This window comes from Lacrimispora xylanolytica (assembly GCF_026723765.1).
Classification (GTDB): domain Bacteria; phylum Bacillota; class Clostridia; order Lachnospirales; family Lachnospiraceae; genus Lacrimispora; species Lacrimispora xylanolytica.
Genome location: NZ_CP113524.1, coordinates 988,594 through 1,011,327, shown reverse-complemented (window position 1 = coordinate 1,011,327; position 22,734 = coordinate 988,594). Strand labels below are relative to the sequence as shown.

Below are 22,734 nucleotides of genomic sequence, written 5' to 3'. Positions count from 1 at the left end.
CTTATTCCTCAACTTTCTTTTTGAATTCTTCCCCTGTAATATCCCAGTACTCCTCCGCAGCGATCCATTTACCCACTGCATTAATCACCCAGTTTAATGGCCTGTCTTTTCTATCATGATAGTTCTTTACTTTTTCATTACGCATACTCATGACCTTCCTCCGTTTCGACTCCTGATAGCGTTAGTACGTAACCTAAGCCTTTAAGCCTTTGTTGTACTCCTTCTGCGTTTTTACATCATTTTGTAAATTGGGAGTTCTTTACTCTGCTATAAGGATTGCATCCGTAACTTCCTCACGTTTGTAAATTGGTTTTCCCTTCTCGTCTGGGCCAGTCTGAACTTACTCAATACCAATTCGGAAAGATGGGTTAAAGATTAGCTACCTAGTATACACAAGATTGTCCTGTGTATATTATTCCACTTCGTCTGCATCGTATTTTATTACAGTGGTATTTTCTAATAGGTTTTTATGTATATCCTAAAATTATTTTAATCCTATAATTATTGCAACCTTGGGGGGTATCCGCTTAAACCATTTAGGATACAACTGCCGTTTTCAATGCTATAGGTAGTATATCCTACCTTAATTCTTTCATTTTTTAAAATATGTCTTCTTAAGAATTTGTTATGTAAGTACAATTAAACTCAAGTACATCTGATGCGACAACTGCCATTGTCATTTGAACGACTAATGAACCATTATCCGTACTCAAATAACAATTTCTGGTAGCAGAAGGTAGATTGGTGGATACACAATGATTTATATTCATAGGCTTGGGATAGCCATGAATGACATAATTAGTGTATGCACTTAGCTGAACTGTCGTTATAACCCTAGTACAGATTGTGACCATTGCTACGCCATTCAAGTTGCCATGCCTTACATATCCGCCTGTTATTATTCCCCAAGTACAAGATAATCCAGAAGAAATAATTCCTGATATTTGTGTACCATTGTCTTTTACAAAACTTCCACCTGAATATTGAACAGTATTTTTACTTGGACTGCTAGGCTGGGTTCCAGTTGTAATTATGCTTGCTGCCTCTACACTAATTAAAGCTGTACCTTTGGTGCTAGATGAGTTATCCCAAGTATCAGACAACACCTCAGTATTTCTTGCAATTATTGCTGTATTTTTATTCTGTGTATGGCACTGAACCACTCTACCTTTAGTACAATATTCGAATTTAAACGCCGCAGAATTAATCGAACCATCATCAACTATGGATTGACATCTGAAAATAGTAACTAAGCTAGAAAAACTGATAGAAACTCCTTCAATGTTACCCGCTGTAATGTTCATACCCTGTATGTCAACCATTGCAGTACAATATTTAACTCGTACACTTCTAACATTACATAGGTTATTTATAACTTGATTACTTATATTTCTTTGTATAATTACATATCCATTATAGAAGTTCGATACTAATACATCTTCTACGTAAGTGCCATCTGATATGACAATAGATGCCATAAATCCTCCTAAATCTTTAGGTAAAGAATTTACAGCACGTTGGATTGTCTTAAATGGTCTCTGTTTCGTACCTACACCAGTAATATCTGATCCAGTAGGTGAGACATACAATGATAAATCACTTAACAATGTACCAATACTGGCACCAAACCGATTCAGTATAATCCCAGCGGTTGACTGAATAAATTCATCTTGAATCTGTCCGGGTGGCTGATACCCCTCACCCTTAACCAGTGTACCACCGTCCTTGACTATGATCCCAAAGTTATTACCCAATGCATATTGATCCCAGCTATTGGAAAATACATTAGATCCCGTAATCTTTAGACATATATCATAATTCTTTGACATACACCCTACAATTTTACCATTATTCACATTGTCAAATGTGTATGAGGTGTACCCTGAACCATTTTCTATGGATTTACATGAGATTGCCTCAGCGTAATCACATTTATAGAACATCACACAATCACGCCCAGTCGATGTAAGATTGATCCCTTGTATTGATACCGAATGGCAATCCGATACATATATACTTTGAATATTACAAATAGCGTTCAATATAATAGGTCCACTCCTACGTATTATTATTGAACCACTCTTGTACCCTGATAAATGCACCTCCTCATTATATGTTCCATCCCCCACCCTAATGGTAACTCTGTATCCATTGAGGTCTTTTGGAATTGTATTGAGAGCATATTGTATAGTTCTATAGGGCTTGCTTAATGTACCATCTCCAGTAGTATCACTGCCTGAGTTAGCCACTTCCACAAACATTTCGGCATTAAGTGGCTTTGTATCATTTATAAATTTCTTAACCTTACCCATGAAAACCTTTGCCGTCTCTCCATAAGCCGGCACCGGATATTTTGAATCAATGGATTCCAAGGTCCCAATAACGGTCTCTGAAATATCCCCACCAGAAGCCCCAACCTTCCCATTCCAACTACTCTTCTCCGCATCACTAACAAACCGATGTGCCGCATCTGTCGCGACATCTTTCGCATGGCCTGAAAATGCAACATCTTTCATCTCTGAAAACCATTTCTTCACCTTCCCAAAAGTAGATGACAGTGTCTCCCCAGACTCAATATTTTCCCTTAAAATCTCCTGTTCAAATTCCGTTACCGCCTCCGAAGCATCCCCATTCTTATCCAGCTTCTTTTCATCCATTTCCGTCAGTGAATCATCTAACATATCCATGGTCTTGTTATACTCTGATATATCGTAAAAATCATCAACCTCCGGCTTAGGAAGCTTATAATTGTTGGTTTTATTTGCCACTGATAAGCACCTCATTTCTTATATGCCTGTGAGTCCAGGCTCCTAATTGTTTGTGTGTGTACTCGTTAAGTAAATGATGCTGATTATAAAGAAGATCTAAATCAATTACCATGTTACAAGGTACAAATTCCTCCAGCATACGTTTCACCTCATTTAGATTCCGTTTACTCTTTAAGGCTACCCTCACGATGATTTTCTTTTCCGGGTCAATCTCCAGTGTATATCCGTCTTCCCCGCATAACACAGCAAGCCTCTGCCTTAATGTCACCTTTGTATAAGGAATAATCCGGTTCCATTTGGAAAGAACCTTAAATCTACGGTCTGCCAGCGTATCTCTGGAGGAGGCCTGTAAACGCAGCATTTGCTCATATCGGCGGATGTTTCCTAAATCGGAGCTCATGATAAACTGATTGTCAAACAGCGCCTCTGTTTCATTTTCCATGTGCTGGATTTCCGTCTGCAGGACTTCCTGAATGACTCTCATTTCTTCGTATTCCTTTAGAAAATCAGGAATATAGGACAGTAAATCAACTTCTCGAATCAATTTCAGCACCCCCATACACTGGAATCTGATATTCATTTAATTCCAGATTTTCTGCTGCTCCATTTATAAGAGTATTTTTTATATCGTAGATTCCTTCCAACGCAAGAATCCTGGCTTCCATTTGAGAAATTCTTACAATACATCCACGCTCTCCAAGACCTTCCCAGGACGCCCTCAATTCTTTTAAGTAGGCTTCCGCTGCATTTTTTATCATAGATTTCAGTGTCTCAGCCTCATAACCTTCTTCATATTCCAGAGTACAAGCTATCTGCACTTTTACTTCTTCTGCTGTGTCTACCGTGACAACGTGATCGATGGGAGCAAGGCCATCTCCCTTTCCGGTGCCAGAGGGATCTATGGTTTCCTGTACCATCTGAATAAGCAGGTCTGATGCCTTATTATAATTAGAATCCAGAATAGTCAGCTTAACTGTAGATGGGCCATTCCATGCCCTTGTAATCTTTGTGGCCCCTACTCCAGGAATTCCATTTGTTTTGATTAGATAATCCTTTCGATTTCCACTAAATGTCTTTTCACTAAAGGAGCTCATATAAATAGCACGAAATGCATCTGTATCCTCTTCATTTTCTCCCGGAATCAGCAGATCAGTAACTTCCATTGAGGTAAGTCCAGTAATACTCTCGATAGGAATCAAACGGCCTGACCCCCTATTACCTGCCTCTCCTGCTGTTTCACTTTCTAGATGAAACACTCCATCTCCAACAATTTTAGTGACGGTATAATAATAAATACCCAACCGGAAACGCTGCCCTGATAAAATAGTAACCTCAGAGGGTGTTGCTTTTGCCTTTATCACCGCTTTTGTTGCAGGTCTTGGCTCCATTCCCCGTTCTGCTGCCCTGCGGATTAAGTTTTCTCTGGAAGCAGTCTGGGCAAATGTTTCTTTTAAAATAGTATCAAACTCTATGTACATAACCTGCATTTCTGCAGCCGCAGCGGAAAGTGCTGTATAGATGAGAGATCCTTCTCTTTTATCAAGACCTTTGGGAACACGGTCCAGCATTCGCTTTATAATGACTTCATAAGTCATGTCTTCATACATTAAATACTCACCTCTTTCTCTGCCTCAATTTCCCCCCATTGGGTATGTACGGTAAATGTTACATGGAGCTTACGCTCATTTATATCAAAGAAAAAGGAATCCACATCGGAAATCCTGTCATCTTGAATTAAGGCTTCCCGTATTCGCTTTTTAATTTTAGCCTTAACAAGCCCCGATGACTTTCCAAATAGGTCCTTTAATTCTGAACCATAATTCCAACTGTAGATGAGCCATTCAAACCGCTCCGTATTCAAAATACAATATACGGATTGTTTCACTGCTTCCAAGCCATCTACCATATCAATGATTCTTTTATTTTCCACATCCAACTTAAATGTTTTTGATGGTTTCTGTACAATTTTTAGATTCTTCTGTAAAATATCACCTGTCGTGGGAAGCATCAAATTCCTCCTTTCTTACCAAGTGCCTATGACTACATACTGCTGTCCACCCCGTTTTTGAAGAAGAAGCACTTTTTTTCCTGCTTTTATTTCACCTTTTACTAAAACCGTAACTTCCCCTACCCCGGGAATATTCATCATTCTGTTGTGGTCTTTTAATTGGTCTGGAATTAGGATCTGAGAGGGGAACAAAACGATCTTCTCACTGATTCGTATTTCAACTGGTGATTCACTGACTACGGTACCAGGAATGACATCACAAGGATCTCCGGCTTCTATCGCCTGAATTACGATTCTTTTTATATTATCAATCCACTCAACATCAGCCATAAATATTTGCTCCTCTCAACGTTAAATCCATGGTATGAGTTCCCGTATCAATCTTGTGGGTCACTGTTTCTACCAGCAGAAAATTTTTAAGCTCAATGTCATTGGTATCCATGATAACAGGAAGAATGCAGCCTGCACGTACCCTGATATCTCCAAAGGCATCCTTGATAGACAGACTTCTGGAAGGACGGTTATACAGATTTAAATAATTCTCTGCAATGGACTGGCCATCAGCCCCTTCATCAATGGATTCATCCTTTTGCAAAATGCCCCATCTATTTATGTTTTCTGTACTCTTTGTTAGAAAAACCTCTCGTTTCTGTGTATTCTTATCGTCGCGATATAGCTTGATCTGATTGTAAGTGTTGCTGTCAATGCTGATCTTATAGTCATAGTCAAGAGCTGTTTTGTTATCAATGACCACATTTAACTTCATGTTCTCTACATCCTTTAAAGCAAGCTTTCCTGCATCGTCGTAAAATACAAATATCTTTTTCTTCTTTATCATAGTAAGATCCAGATTGTTTTTAATAATGTCAAATAAGCTTTTGTCTTTTTCATTTCTGGTAAGCTTCTCACCGGTGTCTTCTAACTCTCCAACATTCAGGTTATAATCTCCGGCTATCATTTTAATTAAGTCACCAGCGGTTAAATCAACGTAATTGTAGCTGTCCTTATTTTTTAAATACCTCAGCTGGTCATAGGCTGTAACCTTTACCTGGCCGTTGCTGTTCCAGCTTCGTTCAAATATAAAACCAAAGAAGACTGGAGTCCCATCCACATCCAGTCGGAGGGCATTGCCCTCCTCAATGTTCAGGATGTTGTCAGGGATCAGCGTAAACGTACATTTTCCTGGCTGACCGCTGCGCTGTGTTTCCCAGGTGATACTTCCCTGGACGACTGGTTCGTAAACGGTCTTGCCATTTTGAATATATAAATGAGCTTCCACTTTTCCCCTCCCTTTTATGGCAGTGCAAGAATCTGCCCTGGATAAATCAGATTCGGATTCTTTATTTTATCTTTGTTCAGCTGATGAATTTCCGGCCATCTGCTGCCATTACCAAGCTGTTTTTTAGCAATGGACCAAAGACAATCGCCTTTTACTACGGTATAGCTTTTTTCTTTCGGTGCTTCTCCCTCACGCTCGCCTTCTGCTTGTTCTGCCTCAGCTTCTTCCTTATCCACCAGAACAAAGTTCATGATGTAGGTTCCGTAGTGCCTGTATTCTTTCAGAGAAATGGATACAAGAAGATCAAGCCCCTGGCTGACATCATCTGACACCTTATAGTCTTCCAGAGTCACATCAAGGCTTGTATCAAACAGGCTGTCTCCGCCAAAGTCTTCTCGGACAACGGTAAATTCAAAAGGTTTTTTTCCCTTCTTTAAGGCATCCAGCTTGCTAAGAAAATCTTCCGCATTTTCAATACTTCCGTCCCACACAGCTGATGGATAATCCATTTGAGGAATGGTCACATCGATACTGATTTCTGCCAGTCCGGAGGGCTTTAAAAGATTGATCTCTTCCCCATTTATTAAGTTGGCTGTTTTGTTCTGGCCACTGTATTTTACAGGGATTTTCTCTGGTGGTAATGGGAGCCGCATGTCATCTATGTATACCTCATAAGCCATTATCCAATCACTCCTTCCGCAAAGGCAAACAGTGCTTCGGATGTTGAATCTTTTAACATGTTGGAGACCATATCTGCATCTGCAACGCTTCGGATTGTGTTATTATTGTTAATATCCAGTTTTAGATCAGCAAGGGTAAATCGGTTGATCACTTCCTGCTCTGCCACATCTCTCATGTATTTTAATTCTTCATCCATGGAATCCAGAGAGTTTGACATGGCCGCTGTGTTCATTGCGGTATCTCCGGTATTTTTTGCAATATCCTGGTATCCGGAAGCTCCGCCAGTTGCGTTGTTGTTTAGGTTGTTTAATAGCGCTGATGTATCAGGTTGATTGTCTTCGCCTAAATCACCTCCAAAATTGTTGGGGTTAAGTGGGTTATTCTCCCCATTAAAAATATTTCCCATTTTCTCGAAGGGGTTGTTCGAAAAATCATCGCCGGATTTATAGCTTTGCATAATTGACTCTCTCACGTCCTTAAATTCGGGTTTAAAACCATAAAGATCCATCGCAGTTTTAACATCTAAATTTTCAAATCTTTTTTCAACCTTATTCTCATCATATTTTTTATCCCCTAGCTTATCTTCAATATTTTTCTGCAAAATAGAAAGCTTTTCTTTTCCCGTTATAATTAAGGATTCAAATTTAGTACCAAAGATTGAATCTAGGGTTTTAGCAACTTGTTGAAGTGCGCCTAGGATAGTGTCAGTCATCGTAAAAAATAAGTGTATAACAGTACCAATTGGATTAGTGAATAAGTTACTTAAAAAATTAGCAAATTTATCAAACAAATGTAAAAGAGTAACTATAGATGTAAAAACAACAATACCAATAAAACTAAAAATATTTTGAATAACGGCTCCTACTGCACCAAAAAATCCGCAGATTAGTCCCGTTGCACTTAAAGAGGTTCCTGTAAACTTATTAACCATTGCTATAGCTGAATAAAAAGCAGCAACTAAAGCTATCACAGCTATAATAATGAGACCGATTGGTGAAGCCAAAAATACAGCATTTAAAGCCGTTTGCGCTGCCGTTAGTATTCCTGTTGCAGTCGCAAAAATCAGCTTTACAGCAGCACCAGCCAATTCATATATTTGCAACGCAGTTAATGCAGCAATAATACCCAAAATAATTGGTTCAATGATTGCCCAATTGTCAGAGATAAAACCTCCTACAATCCCGATACCAAGTCCTAACATGCCAAATATTCCGTTGATTTCATCCACTTTTCCTTGTAGACCTGTTGTAAAGTCATTAATTATATTCGTAACAAATGTGACTGCCCCAGTCATAGGTCCAGCCAGGCCTGTATTTATCGTATTAGCAAGTGAAGATATCGCACTGCTTGCGCTGCCAAACTTTAGCTGATTTAATTCTTCTAAGTGTTGAGATGATAAGCTGACCGATCCATTTAGCTCAGACAATGCGGCTAAGCCTTGCTGCCCTAATTCTCCCCATGAATCCCCAAATAATTTAGTTCCAGCAATATTTTTACTCACCGGATCATCCATTGTATTTAGAGCGTTTACCGTTTCCAGAAATGCCTGCTTGGCGGCTTCTCCTCCACTGCTGAATGAATCTTTCATTTTTCCGGCATCGAGACCCAGAGCAGCAAATCCTTCAGATGCATCTTTTCCTCCACCTACAGCCTTCTTTGAAAATTCGTTGACAGCATTGCCTAATGAACTGATGGAAACATTTCCGTTTTGTGCCCCGTTTACCAGCATATTAAACATTTCCTGCCCGCCAATTCCAAGAGACTTAAATTTGTCACTGCTGGCATTTATGGTTTCCAGCAAATCTCCATTTTTATTAAGCCCTGCCTGAGTCGCCTGTATGATTAAATCAAATGCTTCTGCTCCCTGAAGACCAAATTGCTGTTGCAGTGTTCCTGCTGATTTAATGCTGTCTGTCAGACCATAACCAAAGGTGTCCTGTAAAAGCAGACCTGCCCGGGTAACTGACTCCAGGCCATCACCTGTCAGCCCCGTTAACTGGTTTACAGCTGACAGACTTTGTGCCGCCTCCTGAGGGCTTTTGCTCATATTATCAGCAAATAGACTTTTGGTGCTTTCTTTCGCAAGTTCAAGATCCTGGCCCTTCATTCCGGTTTGAGCCTGTATGATATTGCCAGAAGTATTTATATTATCTGCTCTTGTCAAAATATCCAGCGGATTATGATCAATTCCCATCTTATCCAGACCGCCTATAAAGGTTTTCCAAGCGTCCTTTAGCTTTTTTAGCTTTTTCTCATTATCTTGGGTAGCTGCACTCATATCCTTCTGCTTCTTCTCAACCTCTGCAGCCGTTTTCCATATGTCTTTGTAGTCATCATCAATGATATTTAATTTCCTACCCATTTTTTCAAACTCTGAAATGTTTAAGGACATGGCAGATAATTTTTGAAAAACCATAAGTGATGTAGTTGTTTTTTGAATGGTTTTGTCAATAGAGTTTAATGCAGTGACCATACCCTCTTGAATGGCAAGAGATTTTTTTACTGAAGCCAAACCTATCTCCTCCTTTCCTATTATGATAGGAAGAACGTCCCCATAGACGTTCTTCCTTGTTACCTGTATTTACCTGCCTTTGCCTTATCCGCTTCTTTCTTATCATGCTCAAGCTTTAACTGCACAGCTGCAATGACAAAAGCACGTTCATATCGGTCAAGACTCAAAAATTCGTGAGGCCATTTGTGGATTTTATGAAGGCAATAGTAGGCTACATTGGCCTCCATATCGCCTCCTTCAATTAGTTTTTTGCTTCTTCTACCTGTTCTTCCATGGTGCTGTCAAAGCCGTTGACCTGCTGGATTTTCTCCAGATAGCCAGCGTACTCTCCGGCTGTCAGCATAGCCTTTAACAGCGCATCAGCGCCCATGACGTGGTAAGAATCCTGTAATGCTTTATCATTTAAATTTGGATAAACGGTACATTCTGATGCCAGCTTTCCAAGATATAAGTTAAAGTCTGTTTCCTGAGTGTACTGGCCTTTTTTGCCGGATACGGGAACTCTTTTTGTACATTCTTTTCTTAAATCCTCATCTTCCTTAGAGGTAATAGCCTTGATTTCCCATTCTACCGGCTTCTTATCCGCTCCCAGAAAACGTTTGGATGCCACATATTTTTCACGATCTGCCTTTACTGCATTCTGACTTAAAAAACAGCTTAAATCTCCCATAACTTTACTCTCCTTTTATTCTTACTGCATTCCTGCGATTTTTCCGAAACGTTCTGGCATTTCCCAGCTTTCAAAAGTAAACTCAAATTCATCTTCCAGGTATTCTCCGGTAGCATCAAATTTAGTTAATAGGCCGCCATTTAAGTTACAATCCTTTAATATAATGGTCTGTCTGCCTACGCTGGAGGTTGGATCTTCGTTGGTTACCTGGATATCAAAATAAACATCCTTTCCAGACTGCTGATACTTGTATAAAATATCACGGAAAATGCTGGTGTTATAATGGAAGGTAGCGGAACCAGTCCCCTTCATTCCAACCGTTTTGTTTCCTTTCATGGCCCGTCCTAAAATCGGGATTTCGGATTTTACCTTTTCAATTTTTGCCTCCAGCTTTAAAGCCTGCATAAAATTGTAACGCTCATTTTCAATTGTGATAAAACATTCTGCTTTCGCTGCGCTGATAGCGTCCCATGCGTTCATTGTAATATTGCTCATAATCCATTACCCCTTTCTTAAGATACAACGACTGTCATATATAAAATGCTCATACAGTTAACCGGCTGAACCGGGAAATTAACAACAACGGACCGTCTGCCTTCTCCCTTTTCAACAGTAATTGCTTCTGAATCAAGAGCCTCAATGGCCCGTAAGACCGCCAACTGTTTTCCGTATGTAACAATATCATTCCAAAGACTTACTCTTCCTGCTGCATCATTGGAGATTTTTCCAAGATAGCGGGTATTAAATAAGGAAGCGATGTCATTTCCAATCTGGTCCAAAATTCTGATAGTCTGGTTATTGGAGAAATCCTCTCCTTTTTCCGCAGTATAGGTAACCAGGGTATTTACATCAGTGAGAACCCTGATATCTGTTCCGACTCTGTGGAAAAGGAATTTTCCTTCTTTCATACCATTGGCAAGCTGAGTCTGTGTATAAGGGACCTTTACGCTGTACTCACCGTCATAGATTCTGTTCTCATTGGTTTTGTTGATTTCACAGGCAGCTTCTGCACCTGTTACCCAGTAAACAAGCCCGGATGCAGATTCCTCTGTTTCATTTTCCACAGAAATAATTCCTTCATGATCCGCCTTAGCATATTGATGTAACACAGTCTGGAATTTAATACCGGCTTCATCTCTTAGACGTTCTGTAAAGGCTGCAAACAGTGCTTTCACTTTATCATCGGTCGATGGGCAGCAAAGAACCTGGAAGGAAGTACTTTCAATCGTTTCAAGAAATGCTGCATAATCTTCTCCTGTTACATTGCTTCCATTGGTGCCTCCGACAAATGCACTGCCGGCTGTCTCGGCCAGAGACGCTTCCTTTTTAAAGGTGATATAGGAATTGTCCTTTAATTCAGATGCGGTTAAAACGGTCTGGGAATCTACCTCTCTGCCGTCAAATAATGTTTTCACATCAAATTTCTTTCCGTCATCTACATTTTTTGTAATGACAGTCATAAGGCTGTTGCCCCGATCTCCGGAATATTTGGCTGTTGCATAGTCATTAGAACCATAAGCGCCTCCATTTAAACGATAGAAGATTCCTTTTGTCATATTTCTGAAAAGTTCTCTGACTGGAAGCATGGCTTCATCATCTGAAGAAAAACCAAAGATCTCCTTTGCGTTCTTCTGAAATTCTTCTGAGGTCACCTCAAATACCTGTTTTTCCGGTCCCCAGGAAAGAATCATGGGAATCGCTGCTACTCCTCTGTTTCCTAAAGAAGCCCTGGCTGAAACGCTGTTTACGAAATTGATATACGCACCTGGAAACACCTTATTCTGAACTGTAAAATTTCCTCCACCTAACATACTTTCACCCTTCCTTTCATAAATCGATTCATAATTTCTTCTGCTTCTGACAGGGAATATAGCTTCCCATCTTCCAGCAAAGCGCATAAAAGATCACTCTGATTGCAATACCGTTCGGAGCAGACCAGCTGTTTTTTGGTATAACGTTCGCTGGCTGTCTGATTTGCTGCTTTTACTTGTTTTTTAGTCAAAACTGCACCTCTTTCAATTTAGTTCTATGTCTTCCATGGATTCTTCTGCCCTGGCAGATTTTAAGACATGTATATGATACTCTGTGAGGAAGTTTAAGTATTTTTCCTCATTTTTTGCTGTTCTCATGCTTCCCCTGATTAAAGAACCGTCGGCTGTTGTTATGTATTCTAAGTTGTCCATTAATGCATCCAGTACATTGTTTCTTTCTCTGAAAGCATCTTGGGACTCTTTGGGGTGATACATGATGGAAATGCTTATGTTTCGCAAATAGCGGTTTCCATTGACCGGCTTTTCTTCTGAATCCGTAATCCTTACCTCAAAATAAGGACTGAGCTCCCCCTCCCCCAAGGGGTCTGCTGAGACTTTTGTTTCTGGGAATAAGTCACCAAGCTTTTTCATAACTGCATCCAAAATTTCGTTGTACACGTATGCCCTCCTTTGCCATGCCGCCACCAGTTATTCGGGCCTTTTTTTCTCCATCTTCTTAAATTCATGTAGTCTTATTGTCTACATCGTCAGTAAAAAAAATTTCCTCTTTCTTTTTCAACGACGTAATCTTAAGAAGCTGGCACAAGCTTTTAATCTCTCCGGCCTTAAATTGGCTTTCATTGTTCATCTTCCGATGAAAACCATAGCTGGATAACCCCAGCTCCGCTGCTATCCACCCTTTTTTCAAACCGGATCGTTTGATCTCCTCTTTCAGCCGAACCGTATCCGTCATACCTGCCCTCCCTTGTTGTAGTCATTTTGTCTACACCATTATCATACTCCTATGTTTCACTTTTGTCAACAGACTTTCCGAAATTTGTTGAACTTTTATCTACAATGTGGTATAATATCATTATGGAGGTGATCCTATGGAAATAGGTCAGATCATTAAACGGAGGCGGGAGGAGCTTGGCATTTCCCAGGAGGAACTGGCGTTAAAGGCAGGCTACAAATCCCGCTCTTCCATTAATAAAATCGAGGTTGACGGCCGGGGGCTTCCCCAGTCAAAGATAGAGGCGATTGCAAAAGCATTAAAGACCACCCCCACTTATTTAATGGGCTGGGAGAATGATACTGCTTCTGCGTTCGATTATGTCAATAACTGTTTTGGTGTTGATGCCGGGGAGATGTTACAGAATTTCAACCGCATGAATGAAAAGGGTCAAAAAGAAGCGTTAAAGCGTGTCAGGGAAATGGTACACATACCTGAATACATCAAAGAGCCAAGTAATATAAGAACCATTCGTCCTAAGGACAAGTCTTATCTTTTACCCGTGGCCTCTCATGAAAGAACGGACATTGAAGTGACCGAAGACATGAAGAGACACGATGATGCATTTTTTGATGAATAAAATTAACTCGCTGGGGTGATTTATTTTGAATTATGAAGCATTGATTGAAGAAGCTGAATTAGTTGGAATTACGATTAAAGAAAGGCCGCTTAAGGCCAATGATGGTCGGATCAGGGGGGAGAAAATCCTGATCCGGCAGAATATGCCGGACTGCAAAAAGGCCTGCGTCCTGGCAGAGGAACTTGGACATTATTACACCACCGTAGGAGATATTTCAGATCAGTCTGAAGTTTCCAATCAGAAGCAGGAACGAACTGCAAGACTTTGGGCCTATAATAAGATGATTACCTTAGATAAACTGGTAGCGGCTAAGGATGCGGGATGCCGAAATGGTTATGAAATTGCTGAATATTTAGATGTAACCGAAGATTTTTTATATGAAGCCATTCATTGCTACCAGGCAAAGTACGGCAAGGGGTTCCAAAAGGACGATTACCTGATTCTTTTTGAACCATTTAATATTTATAAGTTAATGGATTGAAGCATGTTCTCTCTCCTCACAGGGTTTCGTTACATATACTATCCCGAGGTGATGTCTTTATGCAGTCCTGTGAACTTGTCTTGTTCATATCCTCTTTGGCGTGTTGCATTGCCAAAGATAAGACCGATGAGGAAATCGCACTGCTGAGCTGCATTTTTTCACAGCTTGGTGATACCCTGGGAACAATCTCCGCGCAGGAGGCGTTATGCTGCTGTGATGATGACGATGATGATAAAGATCCATGCTGTTGCGAAGATTAAGACCAGAGGCTTGTGTCGATAAGAACACGCCCAAAAAGAAGCTGTCACAAAATAAATAGTGATGGCAAGGAATACTTAAAATAATACAAATGACGCAAAAATACGCCTTGAAAAGGAACTTTCAAGACGTATTTTTTGTGAACTTCCTTAATACTTTTTGGTAATCAATAGCTCCACTGCCATTCGATCTCCCAAACGTCCGGTTTTTACCGATTCCTCTGCATCCACGCAAAGATCAACATAGGAAAGTATATCTTCCTTGGAAAATGATCTTGCCTGAGGCATCAGCTTTCCTGCTGCAAAGGGAGGAATCTTAAGCTTGGAAGCAATACCGGCTTTATCCATCCCTTTTCCCATCAGCTCCTTTACCTGTAGTAACTGATTGAACTGTCTTGCAATGAGAAACAAAATCCTCATAGGAGGCTCTTTTAAGGTCAGCAGATCCTCATATAAATCCATAGCTTTTCTTGTCTGTCTGTTTACAATGGCAGCCACCATATCAAAAATCTTATTGGTGACCCGCTCGGTACAAATCGTCTCCACATCTCGCGCCTCGATGACCTCACGTCCTAAGGTATAGCTGATCAGCTTTTCTAATTCCATCTTGATATTTTCCATATCATCTCCGGTTTTATGAAGAAACAATTCCATGGTATTTCCAGTGATTTTTTTTCCTTCTCTGGCAAGAAGGGTGCCAGCCCATTTGGCAAGCTGATTTAAATCCTGACGCTCCATTTCACAGGCATATCCGATTTCCTTCACCTTTTTAAACATCTTGCTCCGCTTGTCCACCTCTGATTCCACAAAAATAATACAGGTGGTTTCTGGAACCTGAGGCAGATAAGTAGTCAGTTCCTCTGACGGACTTTTGAAAAATCCGCTGTCCTCAACAAGAATCAACCGCTTATCCGCGAAAAACGGCATGGTGTCTGACAAGCTGATAAGCTCCCTCACATCAATTCCTTTTCCTTCAAACTGGTTGAAATTAACGGTATCGCCTTGTGTAATGGAAGCCTTCAGCTGATTTTTATAGCTGTTCTTTAAAAATACTTCTTCCCCATATAATAAATAAACCGATTTAAAGCGGTTTTCTTTTATATCCTGAGCTAACGTCTGCATGGTATATCCTCTCTTCTTTCCTTCTATTATTATACCCATAGAATCACTCCTCGTCAACGAAGCCGGAAAAATGAATGTCTTGTCCGTCAGTCCACAGACGAATCGCACCGCTTTTGGCTGTTTCAAATACACGGACCCGCCTCTCTTCCAATCGATCCATTACTTCCTGATGAGGATGTCCATACGTATTATTTTCCCCATAGGAGATGACTGCCCAACTGGGAGAAACCACATCAAGAAATGCCCCGCAGGACGAATATTTAGAGCCATGGTGAGCGGTTTTCAGCACATTGATCTGAGATAACTGACTCCTGTAACGCTCCAGAAGCTGCATCTCTCCTTTTTCTCCCATATCTCCGGTAAATAACATATGACAATCTCCAAAGTCCATTTTGAGAACTTCAGACTGTTCATTTACATTATCAGGAGTATCCTTAATTTCTGGATAAAGGCATGAAATCTCTAAGCCTTCCACTTGAAATGTCTCTCCGGCAGCTAAATATCTTACTTTCGTTCCTCTCCTGTTTGCCAGTGACTCAAGGTTTTGTATTGCTTCATCTTCTTTGCCGTGGTAAGGAAGCAGGATGGTTTTTATGGATACGTCTTTGCTTTCTTCCAGCAGAAAACGAACACCACTGATATGATCTAGATCTCCATGGCTGACAAAGGCATAGTCAATGGCTGGAACCCCCAGGTTTTTAAGGCACGGCTCCAGGGTATATTGACCAAGAGCCTTTTTTGATGAACTTCCCCCATCTATGAGCACGGAAGAGGTTCCGGTGCGAAGAAGAATTCCATCTCCCTGCCCTACGTCCAGGAAAGTAGCTTCCAATCCATTTACGGGCGCTGGTTTAAAGAACAGGATACTGCTTCCATAGATAAAGAATAAAAGCAACAGGCGTATTGAGGTAGAATGAAACCCTGGTTTTTCTTCCTTCTTCCCAGGATTTGTATTCGTTGTGATAGAAAAGAGAATAAAAAGAGCTGATAAAAAGAAAAGATAGGCTAGAATCCGCTTAGAATCTGGTCTTCCAAAGGTCAGATTATAATAGGGAAGCTTTTCCATACATCTGCAAGCAAACTCATAGAAAATAAGAATGTAATTTCCCAGACCTGCTGCCGCTGTTCCAAGAATCGGACAGATACTGCCAATAAATATGACAGCCAAACCAGAATATACCACCGCATCCATAAGAGGTATGGCTATAAAATTTAGTAAGATCCCGTAAAGGGGCAGCTGATAGAAATGATAAAGAATAACCGGAAGCGTGGCTAACTGTATGGCAATGGATGTGGCTATCCCCTTCACAAGTGGTCTGTCATCCCCCACCCACTTTACCATCATTGGCATGATTCCTCCAATGGCAAACACGGCACCAAAGGATAACTGCACACCTCCCTGCATCAGGATTAGTGGAGATTGAAGCCCTAAAAGAAGGAGGGCTAAGGCTGCGGAACAAAGAAGATCATAAGTCCTTCCAAGATAGGAGGCTAAAAATGCTATGACCATCATAATTACGGCTCTTAAAACAGACGGTGAACCTCCGGTCAGGATTCCATAAAGAATGACTGCCACAGAACTGACCCCACCTGCAAAACCATAGGATAGTCCAGTTTTTCTAAGTATCCGGTAAAAGAAAAGTCCGATTACCGACATATGCATTCCGCTGATAGCTAAAAGATGGGCAATGCCATTCTTCTGATAAAGATCATTGATCTCCTTTGGTATTCCTTCCTTATCACCAATGACAGCGGCTACAAAGATTCCGGCTTCCTTTTCCCCTGTGAGCCTGTAAAATATCCCTATAATCCACAGCTTAACCTGACGGATTCCTTCAAGAACAGGATCCTTCCGGCTATCCAGGATGAAAATTCCTTCGCCATATAGCTTCATATCCAGGTCCATTACCTGATAGAAGGATTTAGAATCAAACTCACCTGGATTTCTGGCTCTGGAAAAAAGTTCTCCCTCACCTCGAATCAAGACCTTCTGCCCCACTAAAAGTGTCTGAAGACCAGCGGAATTGCCACGTTTCTCCCGCTCAGAGATATCCTTTACCGTCACCATAAGGCCATTCACGGATAAGCCCTCACCGCTTCGTTCCCCTTTATCTCCCAGCTTCCAGACCTGATTGTCCTTACATATGATCTTTAAAGTTCCATCTTTTTCTTCCAGAGTTGTAATTTTTCCCTCTGCTTCCACAAATGCCTTCGAAAGGCTTTTGGCGCATTCCTCTCTCCTTGTCCAGTCTCTGTCATATTTGCAAGTCCAAGCCATACCCAGATAGAAAAAAATGAGAGGCACAAACACCCAACGGGTATCTTTGCCTCTCCAATAACCATAAAGAATCATTCCGGCAGCAAAAAAAGCCGGAATCAAAAGCCATGATGTCAGAGCCAGCAAAGCGGCAGTCTCTCCAAGTACAAATCCCCCTGCAATCAGACATAATGGGCGTTTTATTGTTGTTTTCCTCCTGTTTCGGTTTCTGTTTCTCCCTCTTTCTCTGTTCCTGCATTCTCCGCGTTATAATCAAGGTTACGCTCAAACAGCTGATTTAAGGAAATGGAATCCCGGAACATAAATTCCTGAGAGCCATTTACCGTAATCTGCACCTTGTTTATAGAGGTCACAGCAGCCAGAGAGTTTACGATGGAGTAAATCGGAATGTACTCTTTTACTTCCAGAGTATTATTTAAAAATGTGGAATCAAAATTGATATAACAAACATTATCGTTTACAGATACATTTAACAGCTTTGTTTCTTTGGGCAGCGTGGGATTCATTCCCACACGGCTGGGGCCGGCAATGAGCTGTTCTACAATCAGCTTCTCCAAAGAGGTATTCACGCTGTGGACCACCTCTCTCGTCTCCCTTTCCAGCTTATCCCCTGTGCTATTTGCAAAATACAGCACAAGCTCTGTCTTTTCATAGGAGTTCACGTTGCTGATGTTATCAATAAAATCTGAATTGGCCATGGGCCTTACTGGACTTCCTGCGCTATCCATAAGGGGCTGATCTGCGGTGTAGACTGCAACATAATCTACTCCCTTGATCTGGGTCAGTGTCCTTACCAGGGACGCTCTGCAAAGGATCTCCCTGGTGCTGTTCATCATGGAATAATTGTTGTCAAAATACAGATAGAGGACCTTATCCTCCAGCTTGTATTTTTCAAATCCTACCTTGTCCGGAACAGCGGCCTGACGGTCCAAATCCTTTGGTACCGTTTTTAACTGTTCCATGAGTTTTACGATTTCCCAATCTAACTGGGTATCATCACTTTCAGACGTTTTTTCAGGCATGGTATAATCCTGAGGCTCCAGTCTCGTCATTGCCGAATTTAAGTAATAAATCTTATATACGTTACCAGTTGTATCTCCTCCTATATCCCTTCTTCCCTTGCATCCTGTCAAGAAGAGAAGGCAGACCAGGAGGAGAAATACCATAAATTTTTGTTTCTTCATATGACTCCTCCTGTTTCTATGAAATATAGGTAAGAGGAATTCGCACCGTAAAGGTTGTTCCCTCTCCGTCCTTGCTTTGAAGCTTTAAGGCTCCCTGGTGCATTAATATAATCTTCTTTGTAATAGAAAGGCCAAGGCCGGTTCCGCCGGTTTCTCTGGATCTCGCTTTATCTACCCGGTAGAACCGTTCAAATACATGCTCCTGAAATTCCTCCGGGATACCAATGCCGGAGTCAGCCACCTTAACATAGAAAAACTTGTGGTCTGCATCCAAGGTTACACGAACCCAGCCGCTTTCAATATTATACTTAATAGCATTTTCCACAAGATTACTGAGAGCCAGGGACAGCTTCATCTCATCTACATCAGCCGTCACCTCTCGGATGCTCTCAAAAATCAGCTCCACATTTCGTTTTCCTGCAATGGGTCTCAGCCTTTTTAAGATCAGCTCCAAAAGCCCATTGATATTCACCTGGGCGATGTTTAAATTGCCCCCAGATGTCTTATCCATTCGAACAAGAGCCAGCAGGTCGTCGATAATCTTGCTTTCCCGCTCGATTTCCACAGAAATATCACCCATGAATTCCCTGTAAAGCTCCACCGGAGCATCCTCCATCCCTATGAGAGAATCTGCAAGCACCCGAATGGAGGTAATAGGCGTTTTAAGCTCATGGGAAACGTTAGATACAAATTCTTCCCTGGACTGGTCCACTGCTTTTAGCTTCTTTAAAGTCTGATTGATGGAATCTGTAATTTCCATGGTCTCTTTGTATGCATGAGAGCTGATTGGCTCATCCATATTTCCTTCGGAAGCACGATTTAACAGACGTTGAAGGTCTCTAAATGGCTTCATGACCAGCTTAGCCAAAATGACCGCTATAATGGCCAGAATGGATATAATCATTATATTCAGTAAGGATCCTTTTTCCGATACCTGGGAAACCCGGTTAAGAAGATCTTCCGTGGAAGCAGTTACTATCATGACACCGTCAATCTCTTTATCCTGACTGTTGGAATAGATTGGAATGGTAAGAGCAGAATATCGCTTTTCAGAATTGTATTTATTGCTGTTTTCCCCTCCAAAGCACCGAATCACCTCTTCTGACACATTTATCTTACCAAGAGATAAGGAAAATGTATCTCCAATGATCCGAAAGCTCCGGTTTACAATCACGATTCTTCCATTAAACATATCTGCTTTCACAGACATCTCATTATCCAGGAGAGGATCCTTTGGTTCCGAGGTAAGATATCCGCTCCTGGTCATCTTATTGCTTAATATCCAGCACTGGTTTTGAATATCCTGCATTCTGGAATCAATGAGATTCTGCTTATAAGAGCCCAGCATCACCGGACTCTGAATAAATACAGGTATACTGCCAATGAGCAAAAAAGCAAGAATTAAGGTGGCTCTCAGGCTAATGGTGTGTTTCATCTTAAAAAACTTTAACGGAAACATCGTCCCGCACCTCCTACATGATCTCCTGTCATAGTTCCAGCTTTTTTGTACAGGTGATAGCAAGAGCACCAGGGCCAATATGGCAGGAAATGCTTAAGGATAAATGATCCACATAAATCTCACCGGTCTCTGGAAATATTTCTTCCAGCTCCTGTTTAAATTCCAGGGCAGCTGCTTCATTATGGGAATGAACTACAGCTATACTGGTACGAATCCCTTTGGGGTCTGAAAAGCGTTCTTCCATATCCTTTTTGGCAGCGGCAATCATCATGCTCTTAGCCTGCTTTGTGGTTCTTGCCTTTGCAAAGGCATCCAGCTTCTCTCCCTGAATGGTAAGAACTGGCTTGATTCTAAGAAAGGAACCAAGAAGGGCGGCTGCCGGGGTGATTCTTCCACCCTTTTTTAAATATTCCAGGGTATCCAGAGTAATATAGATAGTGGAATCCATCTTCGTTTCTTCCAGTTTTTCTTTAATGGCACTGCCGCTCATACCTGCATCTGCCATTCTTTTTGCCTCCAGGGCTGACTCTCTTAATGTAACGGAGATTCTCTGGTTGTTGACTACAAACACCTTGCCCTCGTAATCTTCCGCAAGCATCATAGCAGTCTGGCAGGAGCTGCTTAAACCGCTTGACATGGGAATGTGAACCACTTCATCGTGGTCTTCCAGAAGCTTATTCCAGACATCCATAAGGTCTGCAGGAGACGGCTGTGAGGTGGAAATATCCACTCCCTCCTCCAGCTTTTCATAAAATTCATCTTGAGTTAATGTGATATCTTCATAATATGTCTCTCCGCCCATCATAAAAGGCATTGGTATCACATGAATTCCAGCTTCCTCTCCCTGCTTTTGGGTGATTCCGCTGTTGCTGTCAGTTAATATTGCTACTTTCATTTCCGTTCTCCTTTATTCCTCTAACTCAGCTTCTGCCCCTGTATCCTTAACAGAGGTATAAAGCTGATAATACATGCCCTGTTTGGCAAGAAGCTCTTCGTGGCTTCCTTCTTCTATGATTCTGCTGTCTGACAGAACCAGGATCCTGTCAGCATTCTGTATGGTCGTAAGACGATGGGCAATGGTAAGAGTGGTACGTCCTGAGGACAAACGCTCCAGGGACTGAGATACCAGGTGCTCACTTTCATTATCCAGAGCTGAAGTAGCCTCATCAAGAATCAGTACCGGAGGATTCTTTAAAAATACTCTGGCAATGCTGATTCTCTGCTTCTGTCCTCCAGAGAGCTTAACCCCTCGTTCTCCTACGTAAGTATCATAACCATCTTTTAAGCCCAGAATGAACTCATGAGCTCCGGCAAGCTTCGCTGCCTCATACACGGCTTCCCTGGACGCACCTGGGTGACCGTATTCAATATTTTCAAAAACAGTACCGGAGAACAGGTATACATCCTGCTGGACCACACCTACAGCATTACGCAGACTCTCCAGCGTCACTGTTTTTATCTCCTGACCGTCAATCCATATGCTTCCTTCTGTTGGATCATAAAAGCGGGGAAGGAGGTTGCATAATGTTGTCTTTCCACCGCCGGAAGGGCCAACCAAAGCGACCTTTTCTCCTGGTCTAATGGACAGATTAATATGGCTCAGCACCGGATTGTGGTCATCGGGATATTCAAAGGAGACATTTTTAAATTCAATGCTGCCCTTTACGTCATGAAGAGGAACAGCTCCTTCCTCATCAAAAATGTCCACATCTGCATCCATTAACTCCATGAACCGCTCAATACCTGTCATACCTCTCTGGAACTGCTCCGCAAACTCAATGATTCTTCGTATAGTGGAAAGAAGAGCGGTCACGTAAAGAGTATAAGCCACTAAATCTCCCGGTTCAATCAGGCCCTTGATCATAAAAAGACCGCCTGCTACAATGACTACCACATACATCAGGCCGTCAAACATGCGAATGGTATTCTGGAATGCAGCCATGTATTTGTAGGTTTTCCTTTTGATTTTAAGAAACTCCATATTGTCCTGGGTAAACTTTTCTATCTCAATCTTTTCGTTGGCAAATGCCCGGACTACCCGGTTGCCTAGAAGACTGTCTTCAATTCTTGCATTCAACTCACCAATATGATTTCTCTGATGTTTAAAGGCCCGTTTTACCTGAAGATTAAAGTAGATACAGGAAGCCCCCATGACTGGAATCAGGACGAAAATAAGTACAGTCAGCGGCAGGTTAATTCTTGATAAAATAATAAACGATACCACTGTCTTTAAAAATGCAATGAAAAACTCTTCCGGACAATGGTGGGAAAACTCTGTTACTTCAAATAAGTCACTGGTGATTCTGGACATGATCTGTCCGATTTTCGTATTATTAAAATAGTTATCTGATAGCTTCTGCAAATGGGAAAAGGCATCCTGCCTCATGTCCGTTTCAATGGCGGCTCCCATCACATGACCCGTATATGCCATATAAAAGCTGGCCAATCCATCAATGATTCTAAGTCCAAAATAAACGAGGCCAATGGTCACAATGGTCTTAGCAGATAAAGAAGCCAGATCCCGAAGTCCCTGATTTGTAATGTAACGTAAAATAAGCGGTAATACCATCTCGCAGATGGTTGTCAGTGATGCACAGAACAAGTCCATAATCATCACTTTCGTGTATTTCTTATAGTAAGGCACAAAGCGTTTCAGCAATACGCCTGTCTTCATCTCTTTTTCTTTCATATA

Annotated in this window: 25 protein-coding genes; 3 read left to right on the top strand and 22 right to left on the bottom strand. The window is 41.4% G+C overall.

Features of this window, described 5'->3' with window-relative positions:
- Position 1: 1 nt before the first annotated feature.
- From OW255_RS04865 to OW255_RS04790, 16 genes are all read right to left on the bottom strand, one after another.
- Positions 2-151: an XkdX family protein gene (locus tag OW255_RS04865; protein ID WP_268115813.1), complete on the bottom strand. Its 150-nt coding sequence runs from the start codon at positions 149-151 to the stop codon at positions 2-4.
- 463 nt (positions 152-614) lie between these two features.
- A complete protein-coding gene (locus OW255_RS04860) occupies positions 615-2,768 on the bottom strand; it encodes a hypothetical protein (protein ID WP_268115812.1) in 2,154 nt (717 codons plus the stop codon).
- Entirely contained in the window at positions 2,758-3,312 is a 555-nt protein-coding gene (locus OW255_RS04855) for a putative phage tail protein (protein ID WP_024837031.1), read from the bottom strand. The genes OW255_RS04860 and OW255_RS04855 overlap by 11 nt, the downstream gene beginning before the upstream one ends.
- A complete protein-coding gene (locus tag OW255_RS04850; protein ID WP_268115810.1) occupies positions 3,296-4,375 on the bottom strand; it encodes a baseplate J/gp47 family protein in 1,080 nt (359 codons plus the stop codon). Before OW255_RS04850 ends, OW255_RS04855 begins: the two co-directional genes overlap by 17 nt.
- A complete protein-coding gene (locus tag OW255_RS04845; protein WP_024837033.1) occupies positions 4,375-4,776 on the bottom strand; it encodes a DUF2634 domain-containing protein in 402 nt (133 codons plus the stop codon). Before OW255_RS04845 ends, OW255_RS04850 begins: the two co-directional genes overlap by 1 nt.
- Positions 4,777-4,791: 15 nt before the next feature.
- A complete protein-coding gene (locus OW255_RS04840; RefSeq protein ID WP_024837034.1) occupies positions 4,792-5,106 on the bottom strand; it encodes a DUF2577 domain-containing protein in 315 nt (104 codons plus the stop codon).
- Positions 5,099-6,055 carry an XkdQ/YqbQ family protein gene (locus OW255_RS04835; protein WP_268115809.1) on the bottom strand — a complete coding sequence of 319 codons (957 nt, stop codon included), beginning with the start codon at positions 6,053-6,055 and terminating at the stop codon, positions 5,099-5,101. Before OW255_RS04835 ends, OW255_RS04840 begins: the two co-directional genes overlap by 8 nt.
- Before the next feature lie 14 nt (positions 6,056-6,069).
- Positions 6,070-6,735 carry a LysM peptidoglycan-binding domain-containing protein gene (locus OW255_RS04830; RefSeq protein ID WP_268115808.1) on the bottom strand — a complete coding sequence of 222 codons (666 nt, stop codon included), beginning with the start codon at positions 6,733-6,735 and terminating at the stop codon, positions 6,070-6,072.
- On the bottom strand, positions 6,735-9,248 hold the full coding sequence (locus tag OW255_RS04825) for a phage tail tape measure protein (protein ID WP_268115807.1): 2,514 nt from the start codon (positions 9,246-9,248) through the stop codon (positions 6,735-6,737). Before OW255_RS04825 ends, OW255_RS04830 begins: the two co-directional genes overlap by 1 nt.
- Before the next feature lie 59 nt (positions 9,249-9,307).
- Complete coding sequence (locus tag OW255_RS04820) at positions 9,308-9,475, bottom strand: hypothetical protein (RefSeq protein ID WP_166429795.1); 168 nt, start codon at positions 9,473-9,475, stop codon at positions 9,308-9,310.
- Positions 9,476-9,489: 14 nt separating this feature from the next.
- A complete protein-coding gene (locus OW255_RS04815; RefSeq protein ID WP_024837038.1) occupies positions 9,490-9,918 on the bottom strand; it encodes a phage tail assembly chaperone in 429 nt (142 codons plus the stop codon).
- 21 nt (positions 9,919-9,939) lie between these two features.
- On the bottom strand, positions 9,940-10,413 hold the full coding sequence (locus tag OW255_RS04810) for a phage tail tube protein (protein ID WP_024837039.1): 474 nt from the start codon (positions 10,411-10,413) through the stop codon (positions 9,940-9,942).
- A gap of 17 nt (positions 10,414-10,430) precedes the next feature.
- The gene (locus OW255_RS04805) at positions 10,431-11,729 is read right to left on the bottom strand and encodes a phage tail sheath family protein (RefSeq protein WP_268115806.1); all 1,299 of its coding nucleotides are present in this window, start codon (positions 11,727-11,729) and stop codon (positions 10,431-10,433) included.
- Positions 11,723-11,920, bottom strand: a complete 198-nt coding sequence (locus OW255_RS04800; RefSeq protein WP_024837041.1) for a hypothetical protein — start codon at positions 11,918-11,920, stop codon at positions 11,723-11,725. Before OW255_RS04800 ends, OW255_RS04805 begins: the two co-directional genes overlap by 7 nt.
- 13 nt (positions 11,921-11,933) lie before the next feature.
- The gene (locus OW255_RS04795) at positions 11,934-12,347 is read right to left on the bottom strand and encodes a phage tail terminator family protein (RefSeq protein ID WP_268115805.1); all 414 of its coding nucleotides are present in this window, start codon (positions 12,345-12,347) and stop codon (positions 11,934-11,936) included.
- 64 nt (positions 12,348-12,411) lie between these two features.
- A complete protein-coding gene (locus OW255_RS04790) occupies positions 12,412-12,642 on the bottom strand; it encodes a hypothetical protein (RefSeq protein WP_026890599.1) in 231 nt (76 codons plus the stop codon).
- 136 nt (positions 12,643-12,778) lie between these two features.
- Between OW255_RS04790 and OW255_RS04785 the strand changes: the two genes are divergently transcribed.
- The 3 genes from OW255_RS04785 to OW255_RS04775 are packed head-to-tail and all read left to right on the top strand — an operon-like array spanning position 12,779 to position 14,002.
- Positions 12,779-13,261, top strand: a complete 483-nt coding sequence (locus OW255_RS04785) for a helix-turn-helix domain-containing protein (RefSeq protein WP_024837044.1) — start codon at positions 12,779-12,781, stop codon at positions 13,259-13,261.
- Between the two features lie 25 nt (positions 13,262-13,286).
- Positions 13,287-13,742: an ImmA/IrrE family metallo-endopeptidase gene (locus OW255_RS04780; RefSeq protein ID WP_024837045.1), complete on the top strand. Its 456-nt coding sequence runs from the start codon at positions 13,287-13,289 to the stop codon at positions 13,740-13,742.
- A gap of 59 nt (positions 13,743-13,801) precedes the next feature.
- Positions 13,802-14,002, top strand: coding sequence for a DUF6774 domain-containing protein (locus OW255_RS04775; RefSeq protein WP_024837046.1), 201 nt, complete (start codon positions 13,802-13,804; stop codon positions 14,000-14,002).
- Between the two features lie 147 nt (positions 14,003-14,149).
- On the opposite strand, the gene holA is transcribed toward OW255_RS04775, so the two are convergent.
- Genes holA through OW255_RS04745 form a run of 6 tightly spaced genes read right to left on the bottom strand, consistent with a single transcriptional unit; the run spans position 14,150 to position 22,731 of the window.
- A complete protein-coding gene (holA, locus tag OW255_RS04770) occupies positions 14,150-15,121 on the bottom strand; it encodes a DNA polymerase III subunit delta (RefSeq protein WP_268116574.1) in 972 nt (323 codons plus the stop codon).
- Between the two features lie 43 nt (positions 15,122-15,164).
- The gene (locus OW255_RS04765; protein WP_268115803.1) at positions 15,165-17,525 is read right to left on the bottom strand and encodes a DNA internalization-related competence protein ComEC/Rec2; all 2,361 of its coding nucleotides are present in this window, start codon (positions 17,523-17,525) and stop codon (positions 15,165-15,167) included.
- 53 nt (positions 17,526-17,578) lie between these two features.
- On the bottom strand, positions 17,579-18,583 hold the full coding sequence (locus tag OW255_RS04760; protein WP_268115802.1) for a GerMN domain-containing protein: 1,005 nt from the start codon (positions 18,581-18,583) through the stop codon (positions 17,579-17,581).
- A 16-nt stretch (positions 18,584-18,599) separates the two neighbouring features.
- Positions 18,600-20,042, bottom strand: a complete 1,443-nt coding sequence (locus OW255_RS04755; RefSeq protein WP_026890604.1) for a sensor histidine kinase — start codon at positions 20,040-20,042, stop codon at positions 18,600-18,602.
- Between the two features lie 28 nt (positions 20,043-20,070).
- Positions 20,071-20,937, bottom strand: a complete 867-nt coding sequence (locus tag OW255_RS04750; RefSeq protein WP_024837051.1) for a DegV family protein — start codon at positions 20,935-20,937, stop codon at positions 20,071-20,073.
- A 12-nt stretch (positions 20,938-20,949) separates the two neighbouring features.
- A complete protein-coding gene (locus OW255_RS04745) occupies positions 20,950-22,731 on the bottom strand; it encodes an ABC transporter ATP-binding protein (protein WP_024837052.1) in 1,782 nt (593 codons plus the stop codon).
- Between the last annotated feature and the right edge of the window lie 3 nt (positions 22,732-22,734).